This window comes from Winogradskyella sp. A3E31 (genome assembly GCF_046720935.1).
Classification (GTDB): domain Bacteria; phylum Bacteroidota; class Bacteroidia; order Flavobacteriales; family Flavobacteriaceae; genus Winogradskyella.
Map to the genome: position 1 here is coordinate 94,310 of NZ_JBHNWH010000011.1, position 20,340 is coordinate 114,649.

Below are 20,340 nucleotides of genomic sequence, written 5' to 3' on the forward strand. Positions count from 1 at the left end.
TTCAACAGGATACTCATATTAATAAATAATAAAGCAACACAAAATTATGAAAAATTTGGCACAAAGCAATTATAGTTCTGCATTGGAAACAGTAAGGAATCTTAAAGCAAAGTACGGAAACACATGGAATGCAATTAATCCTGAAAGTGCAGCTAGAATGGTTACACAAAATCGTTTTAAAACTGGTTTGGATATCGCTAAATACACTGCGTCCATTATGAGAAAGGACATTGCAGAATATGATGCAGACGCTTCAAATTACACACAATCATTAGGCTGCTGGCATGGTTTTGTGGCACAACAAAAAATGATTGCTGTAAAAAAGCATCACAAAACCACAAGTAAGAGATACTTGTACTTATCAGGTTGGATGGTTGCTGCATTGCGTTCAGAATTTGGGCCATTACCAGATCAGTCTATGCACGAAAAAACAGCTGTTCCTAGTCTTATAGCTGAAATCTATGATTTTTTGCGTCAAGCAGATGCTATTGAGTTGAATGATTTGTTCAACAGGCTAGAAAGAGGTGAGGATGTACAAGACGAAATTGATAACTTCGAAACACATGTAGTTCCTATTATTGCAGATATAGATGCTGGTTTTGGTAATGAGGAAGCTACGTATTTGTTAACTAAAAAAATGATTGAAGCTGGCGCTTGTGCTATTCAGATTGAAAATCAAGTGTCTGATGCTAAACAATGTGGTCATCAAGACGGAAAAGTAACTGTACCACATGAAGATTTTATTGCTAAGCTTAATGCTATCAGATATGCATTTTTGGAATTAGGAGTAGAAGAAGGAATTATTGTAGCAAGAACAGACTCAGAAGGCGCAGGACTTACTCAAAAATTACCTGTGAGTCAAGAACCAGGAGATTTAGCATCTCAATATTTAGCTTTTGTAGAAGCTGAAGAAATTGATATCAATGACGCAAGAGAAGATGATGTGTTGCTAAAAAGAAATGGTAAACTGGTACGTCCTGTAAGGTTGCCAAACGGTTTGTATAAATTCAAAGACGGTTCAAACATAGATCGTGTTGTGTTGGATTGTGTGACGAGTCTTCAAAATGGAGCAGATTTATTATGGATTGAAACACCAACACCAAATGTGAAACAAATTGCACATATGGTAAACAGGGTTAGACAAGTTGTACCAAATGCTAAATTGGTTTATAACAATTCACCTTCATTTAACTGGACATTAAATTTCCGTAATCAAGCCTACGATGATATGGTATTGGAAGGCGAAAATATGACTGCTTATGACAGAAATAATTTAATGGACTCAGAATATGATAATTCAGAATTATGCTTTCGTGCAGATCAAAAAATTAAAACCTTTCAAATTGATGCTGCAAGAGAAGCTGGGATTTTTCATCACTTGATTACATTACCAACGTACCATACAACTGCGTTGCACATGAATGATTTAACTGAAGGCTATTTTGGAGACGAGGGCATGTTGGCTTATGTAAAAGGTGTACAACGACAAGAAATTAGAAAAGGCGTTTCATGTGTAAAACATCAAAGAATGGCTGGTTCTAACCTTGGTGATGATCATAAAACATTTTTTGCTGGGGATAAAGCATTAAAAGCTGGTGGCGAAAAAAATACGTCAAATCAATTTGAAACTAAAACTTGCAATACACAAGTTGAAGAAAAACTAAGCGTAGTTGCTTAAATACTAAAAATAAGAGAGTAATTTTTTATTTTATTGATTGGTTGGTTAAAAACACTCCTTAGTCGGAGTGTTTTTTTATAGAGGATATTCCATTTTGATATTACTTCGCTTATATGGTGAGTTGGCTTCAAGTGGCAACTCAATAAAGCCATACTTTCTGTAAATGTAAATTGCATTTTCTAGTTTTGTATTAGAGTAGAGCAGTAGTCTGTCAAACTTTTCAGATTTTGCAAAACCAATACATTGTTGCATCAGTTTTTGACCAATTTTATATCCTCTGTGATTTGGTGATACAGCCATTTTAGTGAGTTCAAAGACGCCTTTTGTTTTCATTGGCATTAATGCAACTGTACCAACAATTTCATTGTTAAGTTTTGCGAAAAAGATATAACCACCTTTGTCAATAATATATTGCTGTGGCTTGCTTAAAACTTCTTCATCAAATGGTTCTACATAAAAATAGGTTTGCAACCATTCTAAATTTAACTCGTAAAAATCCTTAGCGTACTTGTTATTATATGGTATAATTTTAACTTCCATTTGCTTTAATAAAATCGGTAATTAAATACGAAATGAGCTTGCCAACGTGCTGTTCGTCGTCTTCTGAAGGAGATGCTTCACAAATATGAAGATATTGCACATCCGCTTGTTGAGCGAAGTAATTGATGAAACGACGTACTTGTTTTACGCTAAAGCCACTTGGGGTCATAGCACTACTGGGTACATTTTCGATAGCATCACAATCAATTTCAATCCCGAATGGACTGTCCGCAATATGTTTGTGACTTTTCTCTATAGCAGATTTAAAGGGGATCGATTTCATCACTAATTTGTCGAAGGTCACATATTTAATGTTTTTCAACTTTTTAAAAGATTTTAATAATTGCGAAGACGTATAATTTTGATGCAGCCCAAAAATGAAATACTTTTCTAAAAAACCTTCAGCTAAGGCATAACTAAACCCATTGCCACTGTGCCGACCTTCTTCAGCCCTAAAATCTGAATGGGCATCTAGATTTATAACATTAATAGTAGAGTTTAATGCTAAAGCCGTGCCTTTTATATTTCCATAAGAATTGTTATGACCGCCGCCAATTACAATTGGAGTCTTACCTGCTTTAACTATTGTGTAAACTAAACGAGACACATCGGCATCGATGGTCTCAACGAATTGCCGTGCAATTTTAATTTGTTTTTTGGTTCTTTTTTTATTAAAATCGAAGTCATTATAAAACTCAGGATATTCCAAATGACCTAAGATGGCAACACGATCTGCTATTGTAAAATCGTTTGCTTGTATATTTAACAAAAATTTAATCGTAGCTGACCAAGCTCGTTTCGTGCCAGTGTTTCCGTAGTTTGCATATACACCGATGTCTTCAGAAATACCAAAAATTACATAGTCGACGTCTAAATTTTTAATTGAATCGTATATGTTAGTGAGGTCAGAGATGAAATGGATGTGCTCGCCAAATTTAGATTCACCCTTTCGGGTTTTTAATAAAGCCTTGCAAGATTTAGAATCAAAAAGTTGAAGATGTTGCATTCAAAATAAAATTAAGATATAAAAATACAGTTTTAACCAATCATTTTTAACTTCACGAAATTATAAAACAAGAATTAATAGTAACTTAAAACAAATCAATTATGGAAAGTTCAAACAGTTCAAAAAGTAATATTGGATTAAAAGTAGCCATAGGTATTCTATTGGCCCTATTTGTCGGTACTGCATTTTATGCTTCAAAACAGTATAGTGACAATAAACAAACGCAAGCAGAATTAGTTAGTGAAAAGGAACAGGTGATGCAAGATCTTAGCAATATGGCAGCTCAGTACGATGAGGCTATAGGAGAAAATGAAGTGGCAAACCAAAATTTAGTAGAAGCAAGAGAAAGAATCCAAGGATTAATGGACTCTTTAAAAGTGTCTCAAAATAGCGTGAATAGCTTATGGAGATATAAAAAGAAATTTTTAGCTCTTGAAGAAGAGATGGACGTATTATTAAAGGAAAACGACCGTCTTAAAGGAGAAAATGAATTGTTAGCAACATCCTTAGATAGCACCCAAGTTCAATTGGCTGAGCGTACCATGTTTACAGATTCTCTTTTAGTTCAAAATACAGAATTGGCAAATGTTGTAGAAGATGCTTCTACCTTACAAGCTGTTGAACTTAAAGGATTTGGTGTCATTGAAAGAAGTAGCGGAAAATTAATCCCTACAGAAAGAGCAAGACGTAGTGATAAAATTAGAATTTGTTATACAGTAGCTAAGAATAAATTAGCTGAACCAGGAAACAAAGCAATGTACGTGCAAGTTATTGATCCTAAGAATAATGTTTTAGGATTAAATGCAGAAGTACAATTTGAAACACAGTCTTTAAACTACAGTTTAATCAGTACGTTTAATTACGAAAACAGAAACTTAAATATCTGTGAGTTTATTGCCCCTAATGGAGATGAAGATTTTGAAGAAGGGCGTTACACAGTAAACGTATTTAACGAAAAAGAGTTGGTTTCTAGCTCAGAGTTTACTCTAAAGTAGAAACAATGGTTGGTTGGTTAAGAATCCGAAGCATCTCGCTTCGGATTTTTTTTTATAATGAAATGCCGTTTATAATAATACGGTCTATTGGATCCTGCCCAAACTCATAAGCAATAGATGCATAGTTATCCATCGGTTTGGTAATAATTAAATTAGCCTTTTTCCCTCTAGTGATACTACCATACATATTGCTAATACCCATTGCATAAGCACCATTTATTGTTGCAGCATTGATAGCCTCTTCTGGGGTCATTTTTAATTTTATACATGCCGAACTGACGACAAAGTTCATGTTACCGCTCGGAGCAGAACCAGGATTAAAGTCAGTCGCAATAGCAAGTGGTAAGCCGGCATCTATAATTTTTCGGGCTGGAGTATAAGGAATTCCTAAAAAGTAAGAACATCCAGGTAAGGCAACAGGCATGGTGATAGACTCTTTTAAAGCTTTTATGTCATCATCATTTAATTCCTCAAGATGATCTACAGATAGCGCATTGTACTTAACACCAAGAGCCACTCCACCAAGAATATTAAATTGGTTGACATGTATTTTTGGTTGTAAATGGTATTTTTTAGCAGCTTTTAATATGGCCTCTGTATCTTCAATACTAAAATAACCTTCTTCACAAAACACATCGATATATTCGGCAATCCTTAGGCTTGATGCCTTTGGTAACAGCTCATTTATAATAATTTTTAAATAAGATGCTTTATCACTCCTATATTTTTCTGGAATAGCATGAGCAGCCAAAAGTGTAGGTTTCACTTTGGCTAAGCTGTCTTGCTTTAGGCGCTTAATCACTTTAAGCATTTTTAGTTCAGCCTCAACGGTCAATCCATAACCCGTTTTAATTTCTACTGCTCCGGTGCCCATGGCAATTACTTCGTTGAGTCGTTTTAAGGATTGTTTATAAAGATCATCTTCTGATGTGTTTTGAAGTGTTTTAGCCGAGTTTAGAATACCTCCACCACGATTGGCAATTTCAGCATAACTTAAGCCATTAATTCGGTCTACAAATTCTGAAGCTCTATTACCAGCATAGACAATATGTGTATGAGAATCGCACCATGAGGGTAAAACTATTTTTCCGGTAGCATCTATCGTTTCTTCAGCTTTTATATCACCGATATTATCCATGCTTCCGTACTCTACAATAGTATCATCAACAATATAGACGTAGGCATTTTCTATGAGGGGAAGCGTTTTCATTTTTGCTCCCTTGACTATAGTGACATTGTCTTCGTGTACCTGTAGTAGCTGGTTAATATTTTTTATAAGAATAGACACAGTAGTTGATTTTTTGTAAAGATTGTCATTTTTGAGGATAAAAAAAAACGCCAGAGTAATGTCTGACGTTATATAAATTCGAGAAGTTAAATTACTTCAACCCACCAACCATGTCTTCAGGTTTTACCCATTCATCATATTCTTCGGCCGTAACATAACCTAGGTTAATGGCTTCTTCTTTCAGGGTCGTACCGTTTTTATGAGCAGTATTTGCAATTTCAGCGGCTTTGTAATACCCAATTTTGGTATTTAATGCTGTTACCAACATTAACGAGTTGTTTAATAATTGTGTTATAACAGAACAGTTCGGCTCTATTCCCGAAGCACAGTGTTCATCAAAACTCACACAAGCATCCCCTATAAGTTGCGCCGATTGTAACAAATTTGCAGCCATCATAGGCTTAAATACATTGAGTTCGTAATGTCCTTGTGTGCCACCAACAGTCACAGCGACATCATTACCCATCACTTGGGCACAAACCATGGTTAAGGCTTCACATTGTGTCGGATTCACTTTTCCTGGCATAATAGAACTTCCTGGCTCATTAGCAGGAATAATAATTTCTCCAATCCCTGATCGTGGACCAGAGGCCATCATACGGATATCATTTGCAATTTTATTAAGAGAGACAGCTAATTGTTTTAAAGCCCCGTGTGATTCGACAATTGCATCGTGGGCAGCCAATGCTTCAAACTTATTTTCGGCCGTTACAAAAGGCAATTCGGTAAATTCAGCAATATATTTGGCGACCAAAACATCGTAGCCTTTAGGTGTGTTTAATCCTGTGCCAACCGCTGTACCACCTAAAGCTAACTGGCTAAGATGCGAAAGCGTATTTTCCAGAGCTTTTAAGCCATGGTCTAATTGCGACACATATCCTGAAAACTCCTGACCTAAGGTTAGGGGAGTGGCGTCCATTAAATGGGTACGGCCAATTTTGACGACATCTTTAAACTCTTGCGATTTGTTATGAAGCGTATTTCTTAATTGAATGACTCCAGGAATTGTCGTCTCTACTACCTTTTTATAAGCAGCAATATGCATCCCTGTAGGGAACGTGTCATTAGATGATTGCGATTTATTAACATCATCATTAGGCTGAATCGTTTTTTCTCCATGACCGATAACATGTCCAGCAATTTGATGTGCTCTATTGGCAATAACTTCATTGACATTCATATTACTTTGGGTACCAGATCCTGTTTGCCAGATCACTAATGGAAACTGATCGTCGTGTTGCCCCTCTAAAATCTCGTCACATACCTTTGCAATTAAATCTCTTTTTTCTTCAGGCAAAACACCTAGTTCTGCATTGGTGTAAGCTGCAGCTTTTTTAAGGTACGCAAAGCCATAAACGATTTCTAAAGGCATTGATGCCGGAGCACCGATCTTAAAATTATTTCGAGAGCGTTCGGTTTGTGCACCCCAGAGTTTATCTGAAGGGACTTTAACCTCGCCCATAGTATCTTTTTCTATTCTAAATGACATAATGGTTATAATATTTTACCTATACAAAGGTACGATTTAATCATTTTTATTCGAAGTAATTACCTTACTTATTAGGTCGTAATCTTCCCATCAACCATAGTCAAAGTTCTATCAGCCATGGCTGCTAATTCCTTGTTATGAGTCACTATGACAAAAGTTTGTTGAAATTCTTCTCTTAGCTTAAAAAATAGTTGATGCAATTGTTCTGCAGATTCGCTATCTAAGTTTCCCGATGGTTCATCCGCAAAAATGATCTTAGGATTATTGATGAGTGCCCTTGCTACAGCGACACGTTGCTGCTCACCACCAGACATGCTATTGGGTTTATGGTGCATACGCTCGCTCAAACCTAAATAGGTTAGTAGTTCTTCAGCGCGTTTTTCAGCTTCTGCTCTTGGAGTTTTATGAATAAAAGCCTGAATACATACATTTTCTAAAGCTGTAAATTCTGGTAACAACTGATGAAACTGAAATATAAAACCAATATTTGTGTTTCTAAATTGCGCTAAGTCTTTGTCCTTTAAACCTTTAATAGATTTAGAATTGATAACCAATTCTGTTTCAGAAGTATAATCTGGTTTATCTAATGTGCCTAAAATTTGTAAAAGTGTTGTTTTTCCTGCTCCAGATGCACCGACAATAGAAATGATTTCACTTTCTTTAATGTCTATATCTACACCTTTTAAAACTTGTAAGTCTTTATAGCTCTTATAAATGTTTTTTGCTGAAATAATTGTACTCATACTGTGAAATTACCACTTAAAGCAGAACTAAACAATTAGGAGTTCTCTTTATTTTTAGTGAAGACCGATTTAATACCATTAAAGTCAATAAAGTATTGAAGTCGAAGCGATATTGTATTCTGTATGGACTGATCAAATAAGTCATTTAAACTTTCAGAAAAGCCTTCCTTACTCATTCCATTAATATTAAATAGTTGATTTCTGTAAAGGGCAGTTAAAAAGCTACCTGGAGCAAACTGCCATGTGTAACTAAGATCAACATTCCAAGTACTAAAATTTATATTAGGATCATTATCTACATTATCCACTGTATAACCCGTATCATTGGTTAATCTTCCATTGTCTAACAATGTAAAGAGCTCATCATCGTAATCAACTACATCCCAATAATGTCTGAATGATAAACGTAAAGTATGGTAAGGATTAAAGGTGTAATTTCCTGTAATACGATTGGTTATTTGCCTTCTGTTTCTTTCGCCAAAGATTGGCTGACCGTCTTCAAAAGTAGCATAACCACGCTGTCCGTTGTTAGAATCTAACTCAAAACGATAAATCAACAATGTATGTTCATTGAATCTAAAACGAGGGCTCAGCTCTAGCTCATAAGTAAATAAGTCACGACCTTTTTCTGCTATAGCACCAACTTGGAGTTTTATATCATAAGCGAAAGCCTCGTTATAGTTAGAGGAAATGAAACCACCAATATTTCCGAAGTTCTCAAAAATGAATGGGCGACCATCACGAGATTCAAAATAATCAAACTGCTTACCCGGCCTTACATTAATATCAAAACCGTAAGCATCAAGACTTTTGAGTTGCGCAAAATAACGTCCACCAAAATTAAAGCTTGTGAACGTATAAGGTATAGCTAAGTTTTGATAATTTGCGTACATATTGACCCTGTACTGGTTTTTATTGCCTTGAGGTTCAAATATTTGGTATGAGGCTTCAATACCAAAATTATTAAAGTTGTTTCTAAAGTTTAACCCTAAGTCATTTATGTCGAATTTAGTATCAGAATAGCTATGGTCAAACTCATATCTTAAATTACCATGGGTCTTGCTTATCTTAATAAAAGTATCAAACCCAGTAGTGACATCATTTATTCCTTGATAATTAACATTACTCATCCGCGCTCGAGAAAAGATGCGGTATGTGTTTCTCTTGTTCTGTATATTAGCTTCTAAGGCTGTTGCATTACCATCTCTAAACATGCCTTCTCGCAGAACATTAGTGTTGATAAGGCTTATGGACGAGTTACCATTAAATTGCTGATCCACAACCAATACATTATAATTGGTAAAAGGTTCTACAACTTCTCTGCGAGACTCACCTGTATCAGTATTGGTGATTTTAGCTTCTGTTGTTTCAGTAATAGCATTGAAAACACCAACGCCTAATCCTTTCTTAGTTCTACCAGAAACTTTGACAGCATTTAAGACTTTTACTTTTCCAGGAACGTTAGCAGTTTCATTTTCATTTAAAGATAACTGCCCTGATGGGGCATTACCAATACGTCTAGAAAAGAATAGGTTACCCTTTGAAAATAACTCCACACCTTCGGTAAAGAATTGACGCTGCTCAGAAAATGTCTGTTCAAAAGGTCCTAGGTTTAGTACAATATTGTCAAATCCAGCTTGACTAAAATCTGGAATCAGTGTGGCGTCTAATGTAAAATTATCCGTGATACCATATTTAAGATCTAAACCATAGGCTAAATCTGTTGTCGTTTCGCCGTCAAATGAATTGACAATTCCCGTAGCAAAAGGGTAGAGATTGAGTCGTACCGGTGGTTTAATGTTATCCAAACCTATCAACTCCCCATGGTAAAGTCCTATGTTGCCTTGAGTAGGGTCTAAAGGGTTCCAAGTAGATTGTGAACGTGTTCGTCGAAAATGACGATGGAATTGAATCCCCCACGTTGGTTCTTCTTGATCTGTAAACCGTAAGGCTCGATACGGGATTTTCATTTCAACAATCCAACCGTCATCAACCATTCTTACTTTACTTTCCCAAACGGCATTCCAACTAAAATCCTCACCAATGGTTGGGTTGGCGGTAGCATCACCTTGTGTCCCAGAACTTGTCACAAAAAAGTTTGTATCGTTTTGAGCGTCATTATTCGGATTAAAGACGACTGCAAAAAAATCTGATTGTCCAAAATTATCTCTTTCTGTAAATTGGCGCATTATTAAACTAGGGTCGTCATAGAGGTATGCTGAAACATAAATGGCCTGGTCATCATAAACCATTTTTACTTCGGTTCTTACATCTTCTAGATCTTGAACTCCTATTTCTGGTCTAAACTGCACAAAATCTGTAGCTATATCTGCAGAATTCCAAGCATCTTCATCTAATACAGCATCAATTTTTGGTGGTGTTTGTGTACGCTGTATTTGCAACGTTTTTTTTGTTTGTGAATGTCCGGTAAATGTTATGATAAAACAGGATAGGGCGAAAAGTAAGCTTTTGTGCATTAACAGTTAAGGTTGACGATGTGCTATGTAATCCTTTTTGAAATAAAGATCAGTACAAATCTAAGATTCAAATTTGCTCTATCTTCCTAATTAAAAGTTAAAAATCCTTTATTAGCATTGCGTTTTATTGAATATTTAACAAAATGTCGAAAGAATTAAATTGCTAATATGTCATTTTCATAACTTTGGAATACTTATTGAATTGATTGAATAAAAATAACTGAATGAAAAAATACTCGAAACTTATACTTAGTATTATATTGGATGCGCTTGGTTACGTCTCTTTTGTAATTCCTGGTATAGGTGAATTCGCCGATATTGTTTGGGCACCTTTATCGGGTTGGATAATGACAAAGCTATACAAAGGGAAGCCTGGTAAGATTGCTGGTGTCATTACCTTTGTTGAGGAGGCATTACCATTTGTGGATGTTGTGCCAACATTTACGTTAATGTGGTTCTACACCTACGTTTATAAAAATAAGGAGATAAAGGAAATTGAATAAAAAAAGCATCCGTTTATGGATGCTTTTCTTTTAAAGAGTATAGGTCATACCAACAATAATATTACGGCCTGGATTAAAGATGTCATTTGGTTTTAATCGAGACAAATGATGTATATATGTAGTGTTTAAAAGGTTTTTCCCAGTGATCCTAACAGTTAGATCATTATCTAGAACATTAAGTGTTGCGCCCAAGCCCGCACTCAGTAAATTATAACTATCGGTTTCGGTTTCAAATGCACTGACATTATTTTGTTGAAATGTTGATTTCAACGTCACAAAAGCGTAACTGTTTTTTAATTGGTCATCATTAAATTCTACTCTAAGTGTATTTGTTAAAGAGTTTGCAGGAATAAGGGGTAGAAACTCACTATTGTCTTGCTTTCCTGTTACGGTTTCAAAGCTAGATTCTAAATGCAACCAATCAATGGGGTGTGGGTGCAAATGCATGCCGAATTCACCTCCATAAAGTTTTGCATTGTCTTGGTCGTATAAAAAGACAGGGTCTCCATCAATAAAATCACCGTTAGGATTAAGAAAAATATAATTGTTTACTTTATTGTAAAAACCATTAGCAAATATCTCTACATGCTCATTTTTAAATTCCAAGGCTAAATCTGCTTGAAAATTTTGTTCATTATCTAAATTAAAATTCCCGATTTCATAGCGATTGGTACCTTCATGTTCTCCGTCGGAACCTAATTCTGCAAGATTTGGTGCTCTAAAACCTGAAGCTAGGTTTAGTCTTACACTTAGTTTGTCCACAATGTTGGTTTTTACACCAAAGGCACCATTAAAGCTATTAAATGACCTTGAGCCCAATTCTATGATATCGATGTTTCTATTGTCAAAACGTACTCCTAACTGAATATCTAGGGTATTGAAGTGAATGTGAGATGTCGCTAGAATCCCAATATCATTAGTCGTTGCATCTGGTATTAACTGTTCTTCACCGTAGTTTGTGTTTACCTGGTTCATTCCTTGTACGCCAACAATAGTCTCAAACTTTCCAAATTGCGGAAAATTATACTTTATGTCATAGTTGAAAGTTTTTAACTTCATGTGTAATGCTGCTTCTTCAACTTCTTCCTCTTCCTCATGCTCTTCATCTTCATGTTCCTCTTCTTCATGTTCCTCTTCACCTTCGTGATGGTGGTCTTCGAACTCTCGCCTGTTGTTATAAATATAACCCGCAGTAACATCCAAGCTAGAATTTTTAAAGAACACAGATGATTTTAAACTAAAGATGTGGTTTTCAATATCCTGATAGGGTAGAAGTACAGAACGATTAGTGGACTGTTCTCCAATCTCTTCAGGTATTCCCAATTCGGAAGCATTGATATTATAACGAAGTTCAGTCTTAAAATTAACGTCCTGAAAACCAATTCCTGCTTTAAAATCCTGTTCTCTAAACCTTGAATTAGTAACACGGTAATCTTCCGTATTATAATCAGAATGCTCAGCCAAACTACCTCTAAAAAGGTATTTTAATTTTTCACCAGACTGTTTGTAGCCAGCATTAGTGCTATAGCCTTTGGTATTGCTAAAATATGTTCCAGAAGCATCCGCGCTACTTTCGTGTGTATTTGCAAAACGTTCGGGGTTAATGTAAAGCACTCCACCGAGGGCATCACTACCATACAATAAGGAAGCAGGGCCTTTTATAACCTCTACACTCTCTACACCAGCATCGTTAATGCCAAGCCCATGTTCATCACCAAATTGTTGATTTTCTAATCGAACACCTTGAGTATAGACTAAGACACGGTTACTACTTAAGCCTCTAATAACAGGTTTGCCAATACTATTGCCTGTTGAAATACTTTCAACCCCAGCAATTGTTGTGATACCATCAGCAAGCGTTAGTTGACCATTGGCTTTAAGTTCGTTGATGCTAACCTGTTCTACTTTCATAACGTTTTCACTTTGAAGTTTATGAAATGGAGTAGAAACAATAATCTCTTCCATTTCAATCGCAGATGGCACTAACTGTACTATAAGACCAGATGTGTTTTCATTAACTGTTATGGATTGCGTAGCGTAGCCAAGACTAGAAATGACCAATTTGTTGTTTCCGTTGGGAAGCTCAATAGAAAAACTTCCGGTGTCATCAGTTGTTGTGCCTTTTTCTAGTTGGGGACTGTAAATAGTAACATAAAAGAGAGGTGAGCTTGTTTCTGAGTCAACAACCTTACCAGTTATAGTGGTTTGTGCAAAAATGGGACAAGCTAGCAATATGCTTAGCCATAGGGTAAATAGTTTCATTGTAATTGATTTAATGTTTTAAAATAAATGTTTAAAAACGGGTAATTAAATCAATATAGGAGGGCCGCGTAGGGCAAAAGGTAATTTTTGGTAGTCACTTACGAAGTGGTACTGTGAAGCAACAATATTTGTAGTTATTTGGTTTTGAATCTGAATAGGGTTTTCAAAAACATGATAAAACTGAGTGCTTAATTTGAATTTGTAGAACTCACAATCTATGTCAAAGTCATGAAGGTGCGAATCTGTCTTTCCTAAACACACTTGGTGTTCGTGTTTTTCAAAAATATGGGAAAACTTAACAGCAGTCGGGATGAGCAGGGCTATAACCAAAACTAGGCCCAATCCTTTTATGATGTATGCTGTTTTATTGTTCAATCTAAAATACGTTTTAGTCCCATTCGCTTCAACATTTTCTTTTCAAACTCCCAAAAGAACTTGAATTGTCCAAACAACCAGCCAAAGGTGACCAATAGTATTTGGTAGAAGATGAGCCCAATGATAATAAATAAAATCCAGTAGAGTATGGGGTTTAAGTTTTCTTTAGTAATTCCGATGAGTTGCATAATTGGTCTTCCTACATACATTGACGATGACCCTGTAATTGCAAAAACGATAAATACCCGAATCATTTCCCAGCGGTAATCTAACACCCATTTGCTTTCTAACTTTTTAAAAATGAATAATGTGAATTTAAGAAGAACGAAAAAAAGAATACAAGAAGTTAATCCCAACAAAACTAAACTATCATCAGTAACCATAACTTTTGAAAGCCTAAACACTGAATAACCTAAGCCAATTAATCCTAAAAAAGGGAAAAGAAGTTGCCAATTCTGTTGAATTTCCCAGCGTTTTTTAAATTTTTCCATAGCAGTTTTTGATGCTGCAAATGTATTTAAATTCGGGGAATAAAACCACTTAGGCGTTGGTTGTACTTCCTTTGGAAATAGATAAAATAATTGTAAAGTTTATAATTTACCTCATAGCCATAATCCGTTCTACTATTATAATCTATTTGTAACTCGTATAAGTTTGGGTCATAAACACTTGGTTGCAACACACGTTGGTTCCATGCTTGTACTAAAATCTGATTTCTGGTTTCTAGGAAATTTTGGGAATAATAACCCTCTGGTCTTGCTATGGATTGTAACCAAGCGTTAAATCCTGGCTCAATAATTATAATTTCGTAAGTGGTTTCATCACTGCCAATAACAACAGTATCATTGTCCACTAAAGCCTCTTCACGTTCGCTTGAGGAATTGTTTTGTGGTTCAATAGATTTACAACTGTTAAAGCCAAGAGCCACCAGTAAGAGTAGTATGATTGTTTTCATAGCTTTTAATTTTAATAAAGATACAAAAAAGAGATGGTGTTAGCTGCTTATTTTACAAGCATTTAACATAGAAAAAGCCACGCATGGCGTGGCTAAATATGTATAGATTTTATAAACTAGAACTACCTTTTCCCAAATAGCCCTCCAAGTAAACCTCCAAGACCACTTTTCTTTTTGTTACCGCCAAGAACCATACCTGCGACATCATCTATGACACTCCCGTCACCATCAGCATCTAAAATGCTTTCTAAGAAGCTTTGTTCTTGCTGAGGAGAATTGTCTTTAATTAAGCCTCCCAATAGACCATCTAATGCCGATGGACTTGAAACATTGTTTTGACGTTTTTGTTTGCCTAGCATACCCATTAATATGGGTGCTGCAATTTTTAGAATTTGTGAAACCGAACCCGCATCTATACCGGATTTTTGACTCAGAGCAGTTTGAACATGCTGTTGCTTGCCACCAAGCACATGACCTAAAATCTTCTCACCATCATTCATTACATTTTGATCCACACCACCAGAAAAAAGACCTCCAAGATTGTCTAAAATACTACCGTCATGCTTACTGTTAAGGGCATTAAGTAAACCTTCAGCACCTTGTGAAGTAGAAGCATTTCGCTTCATGGCCTGCATTAAAACGGGCATTGCCATAGTCATTAAGCTACTTGTTTTGTCCTCGGGCGCACCTGTTTGTTGGGAAACTCCACTGATAAGTTGCCTTCCCATATCGCTATCTAATAAATCTAATATTCCTGCCATTTCTTTGTTTTTTGGTTAGATTTTCAAGTTACGAAAAAAACCTTCAAATGAGTTTTGAAGGCTTATTATCAGAGTTAAGAAGCTAGTTTCTAATTATTTTAGAATACTTATAATCTGTGAAGCGAGTTCAGACCCAATTCTGTCTTGTGCTTCGTTGGTCGCAGCCCCTGTGTGAGGTGTTAATGACAAAGCTGGGTTCATTAGTAATTGGATTTCTGGAGTTGGTTCTTTTTCAAAAACGTCTAAAGCTGCACCTGCGACTTTTCCGCTTTCGATAGCCTTTACTAATGCTACCTCATTAACCACACCACCACGAGCGGCATTGGCTAAATAAACACCATCTTTCATTAATTTAAATTCGGCGTCATCAATAACATAATCCTTTTGTGCAGGAACGTGCAGTGTAATAAAGTCCGATTGTTTTAAAACATCTTCCTTAGAAATGGTCTTGATTTCAAAATTCAATGTTTGTCCATCAAAAAATTCTAGTTCAAGATCCGTTTTTTCAATAAAAGGGTCAAAGGCTATGACTTTCATACCTGCCCCAATGGCCACTTTAGCAGTAGCTTGCCCGATACGACCAAAACCAAAAACACCCAAAGTTTTGCCTTTTAATTCAGTACCTTTTGCATAGGCCTTTTTTAAATTTTTAAACTTACTATCGCCTTCTAATGGCATATCCCTGTTAGAATTGTGTAAATAACGAGCAAGTCCATAAAGGTGCCCAAAGACTAATTCTGCAACCGAGTGTGAAGATGCTGCAGGAGTATTGATGACATGGAGCCCTTTGTTTCTTGCATAATCCACATCAATATTATCCATACCGACACCACCACGACCTATAACTTTAAGACTTGGACAATTGTCGATGATATTTTTACGAACTTTTGTAGCACTTCTAACCAATAATACTACGATATCATTTTTGTTGATATAATCTTCAAGTTGTTCTTGGGCTACAGTTGTAGTTATTACTTCAAATCCTGCTTTTTCTAAAGCAGTTATTCCACTTTGTGAAACACCGTCGTTTGCTAATACTTTCATTGAAAATTTTAATTTTCGTTCCCATGTTTACCTTTCTAAAGAAAGGATAAGAGGAAATCTTTATAATTAATTTCAGTGGTTGAAATCCTCAGCCACCAGTACATATTTGTTAGAGATAGTAAGCATTGTAAAAACTGCTAACTAATTTTAAGCTTTGCTCTCCAATTCGCTCATTACCTCTACAAGTGCCTTTACACTGTCTAAGGTTAGAGCGTTATACATTGATGCTCTATATCCACCAACACTGCGATGACCATTAAGGCCATTGATGCCAGCCTCTTTGACCATAGCATCAAAGGTTTCTTTTAAGTTTTCATTTTCCAAAGTGAATGTAGCATTCATCATGGAACGATCTTCTTTAACCGCATATCCTTTAAATAAAGGATTAAGATCAATTTCAGAATACATAAGTGTTGCTTTCTTTTTGTTTTCCTCCTCAATAGCAGCAATACCACCAAGATCCTTCAACCATTGTAGGGTAAGCATGGATGTGTACACTGCAAAAACTGGAGGGGTATTAAACATACTGCCTTTGCCAATATGCACTTTGTAATCCATCATCGACGGAATTTTACGCGATACTTTTCCTAAAACATCTTCTTTTACAACCACTAAAGTGGTTCCTGCTGGTCCCATATTTTTCTGTGCGCCAGCATAGATAAGATCGAATTTTGAAAAATCGAGTTGACGAGAAAAGATGTCACTACTCATGTCACATACCATGGGAACAGGAGAATTTGGAAATGCCTTTATCTGAGTCCCAAAAATGGTGTTGTTAGATGTGCAATGGAAATAATCATAGTCATCTGGGATATCAAAACCTTTTGGGATGTAATTATAGTTTGCCGCTTTAGATGAAGCTACTTCATAAATATCATCATAGATTTTAGCTTCTTTTATAGCCTTGTCGGACCATGTACCTGTGTTGAGATAGCCCGCTCTCTTTTCTAAAAGGTTTAAAGCAACCATTAAAAATTGAGTACTCGCTCCACCTTGTAAAAATAAAGCTTTGTACCCTTTTCCTTGAAGGCCTAAAAGTTCTAAAGCCAATGCACGCGCTTGCTCCATAACATCAACAAAAGGTTTACTTCTGTGTGATATTTCGAGTAAAGACAAACCGTTATCGAAATCTAATACAGCTTCAGAAGCTTTTTGCATCACCGATTTTGGTAATATGCATGGACCAGCACTAAAATTATGTTTCTTTATCATTTTAAATTAAAATTACAGGTAACAAAGGTGCTAATTATAAGTCAAAATTGAGGTATCAAATTAATAATATTTGCCCTATGTTTTTAACAAGAATTCAACAGTGTCCACATTATCTGCATAATCCCATAATTGAGGTTCTTGTGTTTTTCCGAATGCTATTTCATTTTCAGTAAATCCATAAGCGACAATACACTGTATGTCCTCTTTTTTAGATTCTAAATATCCTTTTAAACTGTTAGAATCATTGTAGTGCTCATAAAAAACCGTAGCAATAGGGGATGAGAAGCTTTCATCTTCTTTTAGCATTAAGAAGCCATTTTCCAATAGCTTAAATTCACTCATTAAGTAAACGGCCTTGTTGTAATCATAGTTATTGGCATACTTGTTTTCGTGAATTATTGAGTGCCATTTATAGATGGCCTTAAAAAAAGCATCAAAAGCGTAATCTTTAGGGACAAACACTTTTGAAACATTTCGACAACCTAATCCATAGTATCTAAAAATATCATCAGATAGTGCTTCGAGCTGTTCATGAGATTCTTTTCCTGATAAAACAGCAACTGAATTTCTGTTCTTTCGTATTATGGACGGCTTATCTTTAAAATAGTATTCAAAATAGCGCGCTGTATTATTACTGCCTGTGGCTATGACAGCATCGAAACCTTCTAACTTTTCTTCTATAAATTTGATTTTACCTTTAAATTGAGGCTCAATGGTTTCTAGATATTTTGCCAGGTAAGGCAGAAGGTGTTTATCGTTTGTGGATTGTTTGACCAAAACAGAGTGGCCTGTAATCAGTACGGATAAAAAATCATGAAACCCGACCAAGGGAATATTTCCCGCCATTATAATAGCAATGGTTTTAGGGTTAACATCATCAAAACTATATTTAGATGTCCATGTATTAAGGTTGTTTTCGGTCAGAGCATTAGCCCATGACTTCAATGCAAAATTGAGATTATTCTTTGTAAACCAAGAATTGTGTTCTTCTGCTAATTTTAATTGGTGCCTAAAACCGTCTAAAAACAGTTTGTTATTTTCAGCATTTCGTAATTTAACAGGTTCTTCGATTACAAATTGCCTTAGAAACTCACCTAAAATTTTAAAAGCGTTAATTCTTTGTTGTAAATCCATAAAGAGTTTGGTTAACCGATGTATAGGCTTTATTTTTGCTGCTGCAAAATTAAGCAAACAAAAACAGAATTTACGCTATGGCGATTATAATCACTGACGAATGTATTAACTGTGGAGCCTGTGAACCAGAATGTCCAAACACCGCGATCTATGAAGGTGCAGATGATTGGCGCTATAAGGATGGAACAAGTTTATTAGGAAATGTGGTTTTACCAAATGGAAAGGAAGTAGATGCCGACGAACCACAAGAACCCATAAGTGATGAGGTCTATTATATAGCTCCAGATAAATGTACAGAGTGTATGGGCTTCCATGAAGAACCACAATGTGCTGCTGTTTGCCCTGTGGACTGCTGTGTCCCAGATGACGATAATGTAGAAACAGAGGAAGAATTATTGGGCAAGCAACGCTTTATGCATCCTGAAGATTAGTTGACATGTTTAAATAGTTGACAACCAATTAACTATTACATCTCAAAAACACACCTTTAGGTTTTTACTTACAAAGAGTATTCACATTATCGGATATTGATGCGGTATCTCTAAAAGTTAAGAATTACTTCATCTAAACTTCTGAATGACAGAATAATATTCTTACTTTAGATATTGGTTTATTTCCCTTTTATACAATTAATAGCGTTAATTGTCCAAAATTTACCTTTAGAAAGAACATACTTATAGTTAGGGTTTCCCTCTATCTGCATTGAATGATTCCATAATGTTATGGTTAACGTAATATTAATTAAATCATGTCAACTATGGATGTTCAAAACTCTACTCTCAATGAGGGCAATTTCTTGTCTTCAAAGATTCCCAAATTAGCTTTTAAGTTTCTGTTGGTTGTTCTATTATTTGGATGGAGCAGTCAATCAGTAAATGCACAATGTGACGATGAAATTTCTGCTTGTAGTGCTGCAGGTACAGGTTCAGGTAATAATTTTATGCCTACAGGTAATGGCCCTACTCCAGATATGGCCAAATTATATTGTTCTAACAGTTCAGCTGTTAGTAATGGTATCATCAATTGTACAACTGCAGCAGACACTGACGGTTGCGGTATTGATGCCAGTGCTCCCGGTGCAAATGTTGCCTTTACCGATGATACACTTTTTGTTAATGAGGGTGTTCCAGCGGTTTGTTATAGTTCGGATGGTGATCTCTATAATTATATACAATGGATTGTGTTTGCAACTCCAGAGAATATTAATTCAGTAAAACTTCAAGGAGTAGGGAAAATGGATGCTTGGGCTGTGTTTCATGCAGGTTCTATAAATACAATTGGCAAAGATGATGCTGCAATCACAATGGAGATTCAAAATTTTTCAACAGCAAGCTTAAATTATGTTGAAGATGCTTGTAGTGACCAAAATCAATATAAAACTTGGATAAATGAAGATGCAGTAATTTCTGATAATGATATTAATGTATACTTCATAGCATTGATGTATGATGTTGTAAGTAATGGTTCTATAAACTTTAAGGTAAAAGAGTGTGATTTAATTGATACTTGTGAACCAGAATTAAATTGCCCACCAGATGCTTTAACTTTTTGTGAAGGTGAAGGCGATCTTGAAATTATCCAAACATGGTTAGACGGATTTGATAGAACAGAATGTGGTAACACATTTACGTCTACAATTTCGGGTAATGGTTCTAGCGGGCCATTTGATGCCAATGCAGAAACTATTGCTGCTTTAGCGCCAGGCACATATACTATCACTAATACATTAAGTTCTGATAACAATCCAATGATTGCTCAATGTATGGCGACTATTATAGTCTACGACAACCCGGATATAACGACCGACGACTTAGATGTCTGCGAGGACGGTGATAGTGGTGAAGGAACATTCGATCTTAATGATGGGGTAACAGATGC

At 35.8% G+C, this 20,340-nt stretch carries 19 protein-coding genes; 5 read left to right on the top strand and 14 right to left on the bottom strand.

From position 1 onward, the window contains the following. Positions 1–46: 46 nt before the first annotated feature. The gene (locus ACFEMA_RS13825) at positions 47–1,678 is read left to right on the top strand and encodes an isocitrate lyase (protein WP_411768796.1); all 1,632 of its coding nucleotides are present in this window, start codon (positions 47–49) and stop codon (positions 1,676–1,678) included. A gap of 75 nt (positions 1,679–1,753) precedes the next feature. Here ACFEMA_RS13825 and ACFEMA_RS13830 read toward each other — a convergent pair whose 3' ends face one another. Beyond that, the gene (locus ACFEMA_RS13830; protein ID WP_411768797.1) at positions 1,754–2,218 is read right to left on the bottom strand and encodes a GNAT family N-acetyltransferase; all 465 of its coding nucleotides are present in this window, start codon (positions 2,216–2,218) and stop codon (positions 1,754–1,756) included. Next, entirely contained in the window at positions 2,208–3,224 is a 1,017-nt protein-coding gene (locus ACFEMA_RS13835; RefSeq protein ID WP_411768798.1) for a formimidoylglutamase, read from the bottom strand. The genes ACFEMA_RS13830 and ACFEMA_RS13835 overlap by 11 nt, the downstream gene beginning before the upstream one ends. A 101-nt stretch (positions 3,225–3,325) precedes the next feature. On the opposite strand from ACFEMA_RS13835, the gene ACFEMA_RS13840 reads away from it, so the two are divergent. Next, on the top strand, positions 3,326–4,219 hold the full coding sequence (locus ACFEMA_RS13840) for a chromosome partitioning protein ParA (protein ID WP_411768799.1): 894 nt from the start codon (positions 3,326–3,328) through the stop codon (positions 4,217–4,219). Between the two features lie 52 nt (positions 4,220–4,271). Here ACFEMA_RS13840 and hutI read toward each other — a convergent pair whose 3' ends face one another. From hutI to ACFEMA_RS13860, 4 genes are all read right to left on the bottom strand, one after another. Further along, positions 4,272–5,507 carry an imidazolonepropionase gene (gene hutI, locus ACFEMA_RS13845; RefSeq protein WP_411768800.1) on the bottom strand — a complete coding sequence of 412 codons (1,236 nt, stop codon included), beginning with the start codon at positions 5,505–5,507 and terminating at the stop codon, positions 4,272–4,274. A 91-nt stretch (positions 5,508–5,598) separates the two neighbouring features. Continuing rightward, a complete protein-coding gene (gene fumC / locus ACFEMA_RS13850) occupies positions 5,599–6,996 on the bottom strand; it encodes a class II fumarate hydratase (RefSeq protein WP_411768801.1) in 1,398 nt (465 codons plus the stop codon). A gap of 71 nt (positions 6,997–7,067) precedes the next feature. Then, positions 7,068–7,730 carry an ABC transporter ATP-binding protein gene (locus tag ACFEMA_RS13855; RefSeq protein ID WP_411768814.1) on the bottom strand — a complete coding sequence of 221 codons (663 nt, stop codon included), beginning with the start codon at positions 7,728–7,730 and terminating at the stop codon, positions 7,068–7,070. Between the two features lie 44 nt (positions 7,731–7,774). Next, complete coding sequence (locus ACFEMA_RS13860) at positions 7,775–10,216, bottom strand: DUF5916 domain-containing protein (RefSeq protein ID WP_411768802.1); 2,442 nt, start codon at positions 10,214–10,216, stop codon at positions 7,775–7,777. Between the two features lie 224 nt (positions 10,217–10,440). On the opposite strand from ACFEMA_RS13860, the gene ACFEMA_RS13865 reads away from it, so the two are divergent. Next, positions 10,441–10,719: a hypothetical protein gene (locus ACFEMA_RS13865; protein ID WP_411768803.1), complete on the top strand. Its 279-nt coding sequence runs from the start codon at positions 10,441–10,443 to the stop codon at positions 10,717–10,719. A 30-nt stretch (positions 10,720–10,749) separates the two neighbouring features. Here the strand turns inward: ACFEMA_RS13865 and ACFEMA_RS13870 are convergent, their stop codons facing one another. From ACFEMA_RS13870 to ACFEMA_RS13905, 8 genes are all read right to left on the bottom strand, one after another. Then, positions 10,750–12,981, bottom strand: a complete 2,232-nt coding sequence (locus tag ACFEMA_RS13870; RefSeq protein ID WP_411768804.1) for a TonB-dependent receptor — start codon at positions 12,979–12,981, stop codon at positions 10,750–10,752. Between the two features lie 45 nt (positions 12,982–13,026). Further along, entirely contained in the window at positions 13,027–13,356 is a 330-nt protein-coding gene (locus tag ACFEMA_RS13875) for a hypothetical protein (RefSeq protein WP_411768805.1), read from the bottom strand. Continuing rightward, on the bottom strand, positions 13,353–13,847 hold the full coding sequence (locus ACFEMA_RS13880) for a DUF6787 family protein (RefSeq protein ID WP_411768806.1): 495 nt from the start codon (positions 13,845–13,847) through the stop codon (positions 13,353–13,355). The genes ACFEMA_RS13875 and ACFEMA_RS13880 overlap by 4 nt, the downstream gene beginning before the upstream one ends. A 26-nt stretch (positions 13,848–13,873) precedes the next feature. After that, positions 13,874–14,311 carry a DUF6146 family protein gene (locus ACFEMA_RS13885; RefSeq protein WP_411768807.1) on the bottom strand — a complete coding sequence of 146 codons (438 nt, stop codon included), beginning with the start codon at positions 14,309–14,311 and terminating at the stop codon, positions 13,874–13,876. 122 nt (positions 14,312–14,433) lie between these two features. Then, positions 14,434–15,072, bottom strand: coding sequence for a DUF937 domain-containing protein (locus ACFEMA_RS13890; RefSeq protein WP_411768808.1), 639 nt, complete (start codon positions 15,070–15,072; stop codon positions 14,434–14,436). A gap of 93 nt (positions 15,073–15,165) precedes the next feature. Continuing rightward, positions 15,166–16,116, bottom strand: coding sequence for a D-2-hydroxyacid dehydrogenase (locus ACFEMA_RS13895; RefSeq protein WP_411768809.1), 951 nt, complete (start codon positions 16,114–16,116; stop codon positions 15,166–15,168). 147 nt (positions 16,117–16,263) lie between these two features. Then, entirely contained in the window at positions 16,264–17,325 is a 1,062-nt protein-coding gene (gene serC, locus ACFEMA_RS13900) for a 3-phosphoserine/phosphohydroxythreonine transaminase (protein ID WP_411768815.1), read from the bottom strand. A 78-nt stretch (positions 17,326–17,403) separates the two neighbouring features. Then, the gene (locus tag ACFEMA_RS13905; RefSeq protein WP_411768810.1) at positions 17,404–18,462 is read right to left on the bottom strand and encodes an acyl-CoA reductase; all 1,059 of its coding nucleotides are present in this window, start codon (positions 18,460–18,462) and stop codon (positions 17,404–17,406) included. A gap of 77 nt (positions 18,463–18,539) precedes the next feature. Here ACFEMA_RS13905 and ACFEMA_RS13910 point away from each other — a divergent pair, with 77 nt between their 5' ends. Together ACFEMA_RS13910 and ACFEMA_RS13915 are read left to right on the top strand one after the other, a co-directional pair. Next, positions 18,540–18,893 carry a 4Fe-4S dicluster domain-containing protein gene (locus ACFEMA_RS13910; protein WP_411768811.1) on the top strand — a complete coding sequence of 118 codons (354 nt, stop codon included), beginning with the start codon at positions 18,540–18,542 and terminating at the stop codon, positions 18,891–18,893. A gap of 317 nt (positions 18,894–19,210) precedes the next feature. Further along, positions 19,211–20,340: hypothetical protein (locus ACFEMA_RS13915; RefSeq protein WP_411768812.1), on the top strand; the 1,130-nt coding region annotated here is incomplete at its 3' end.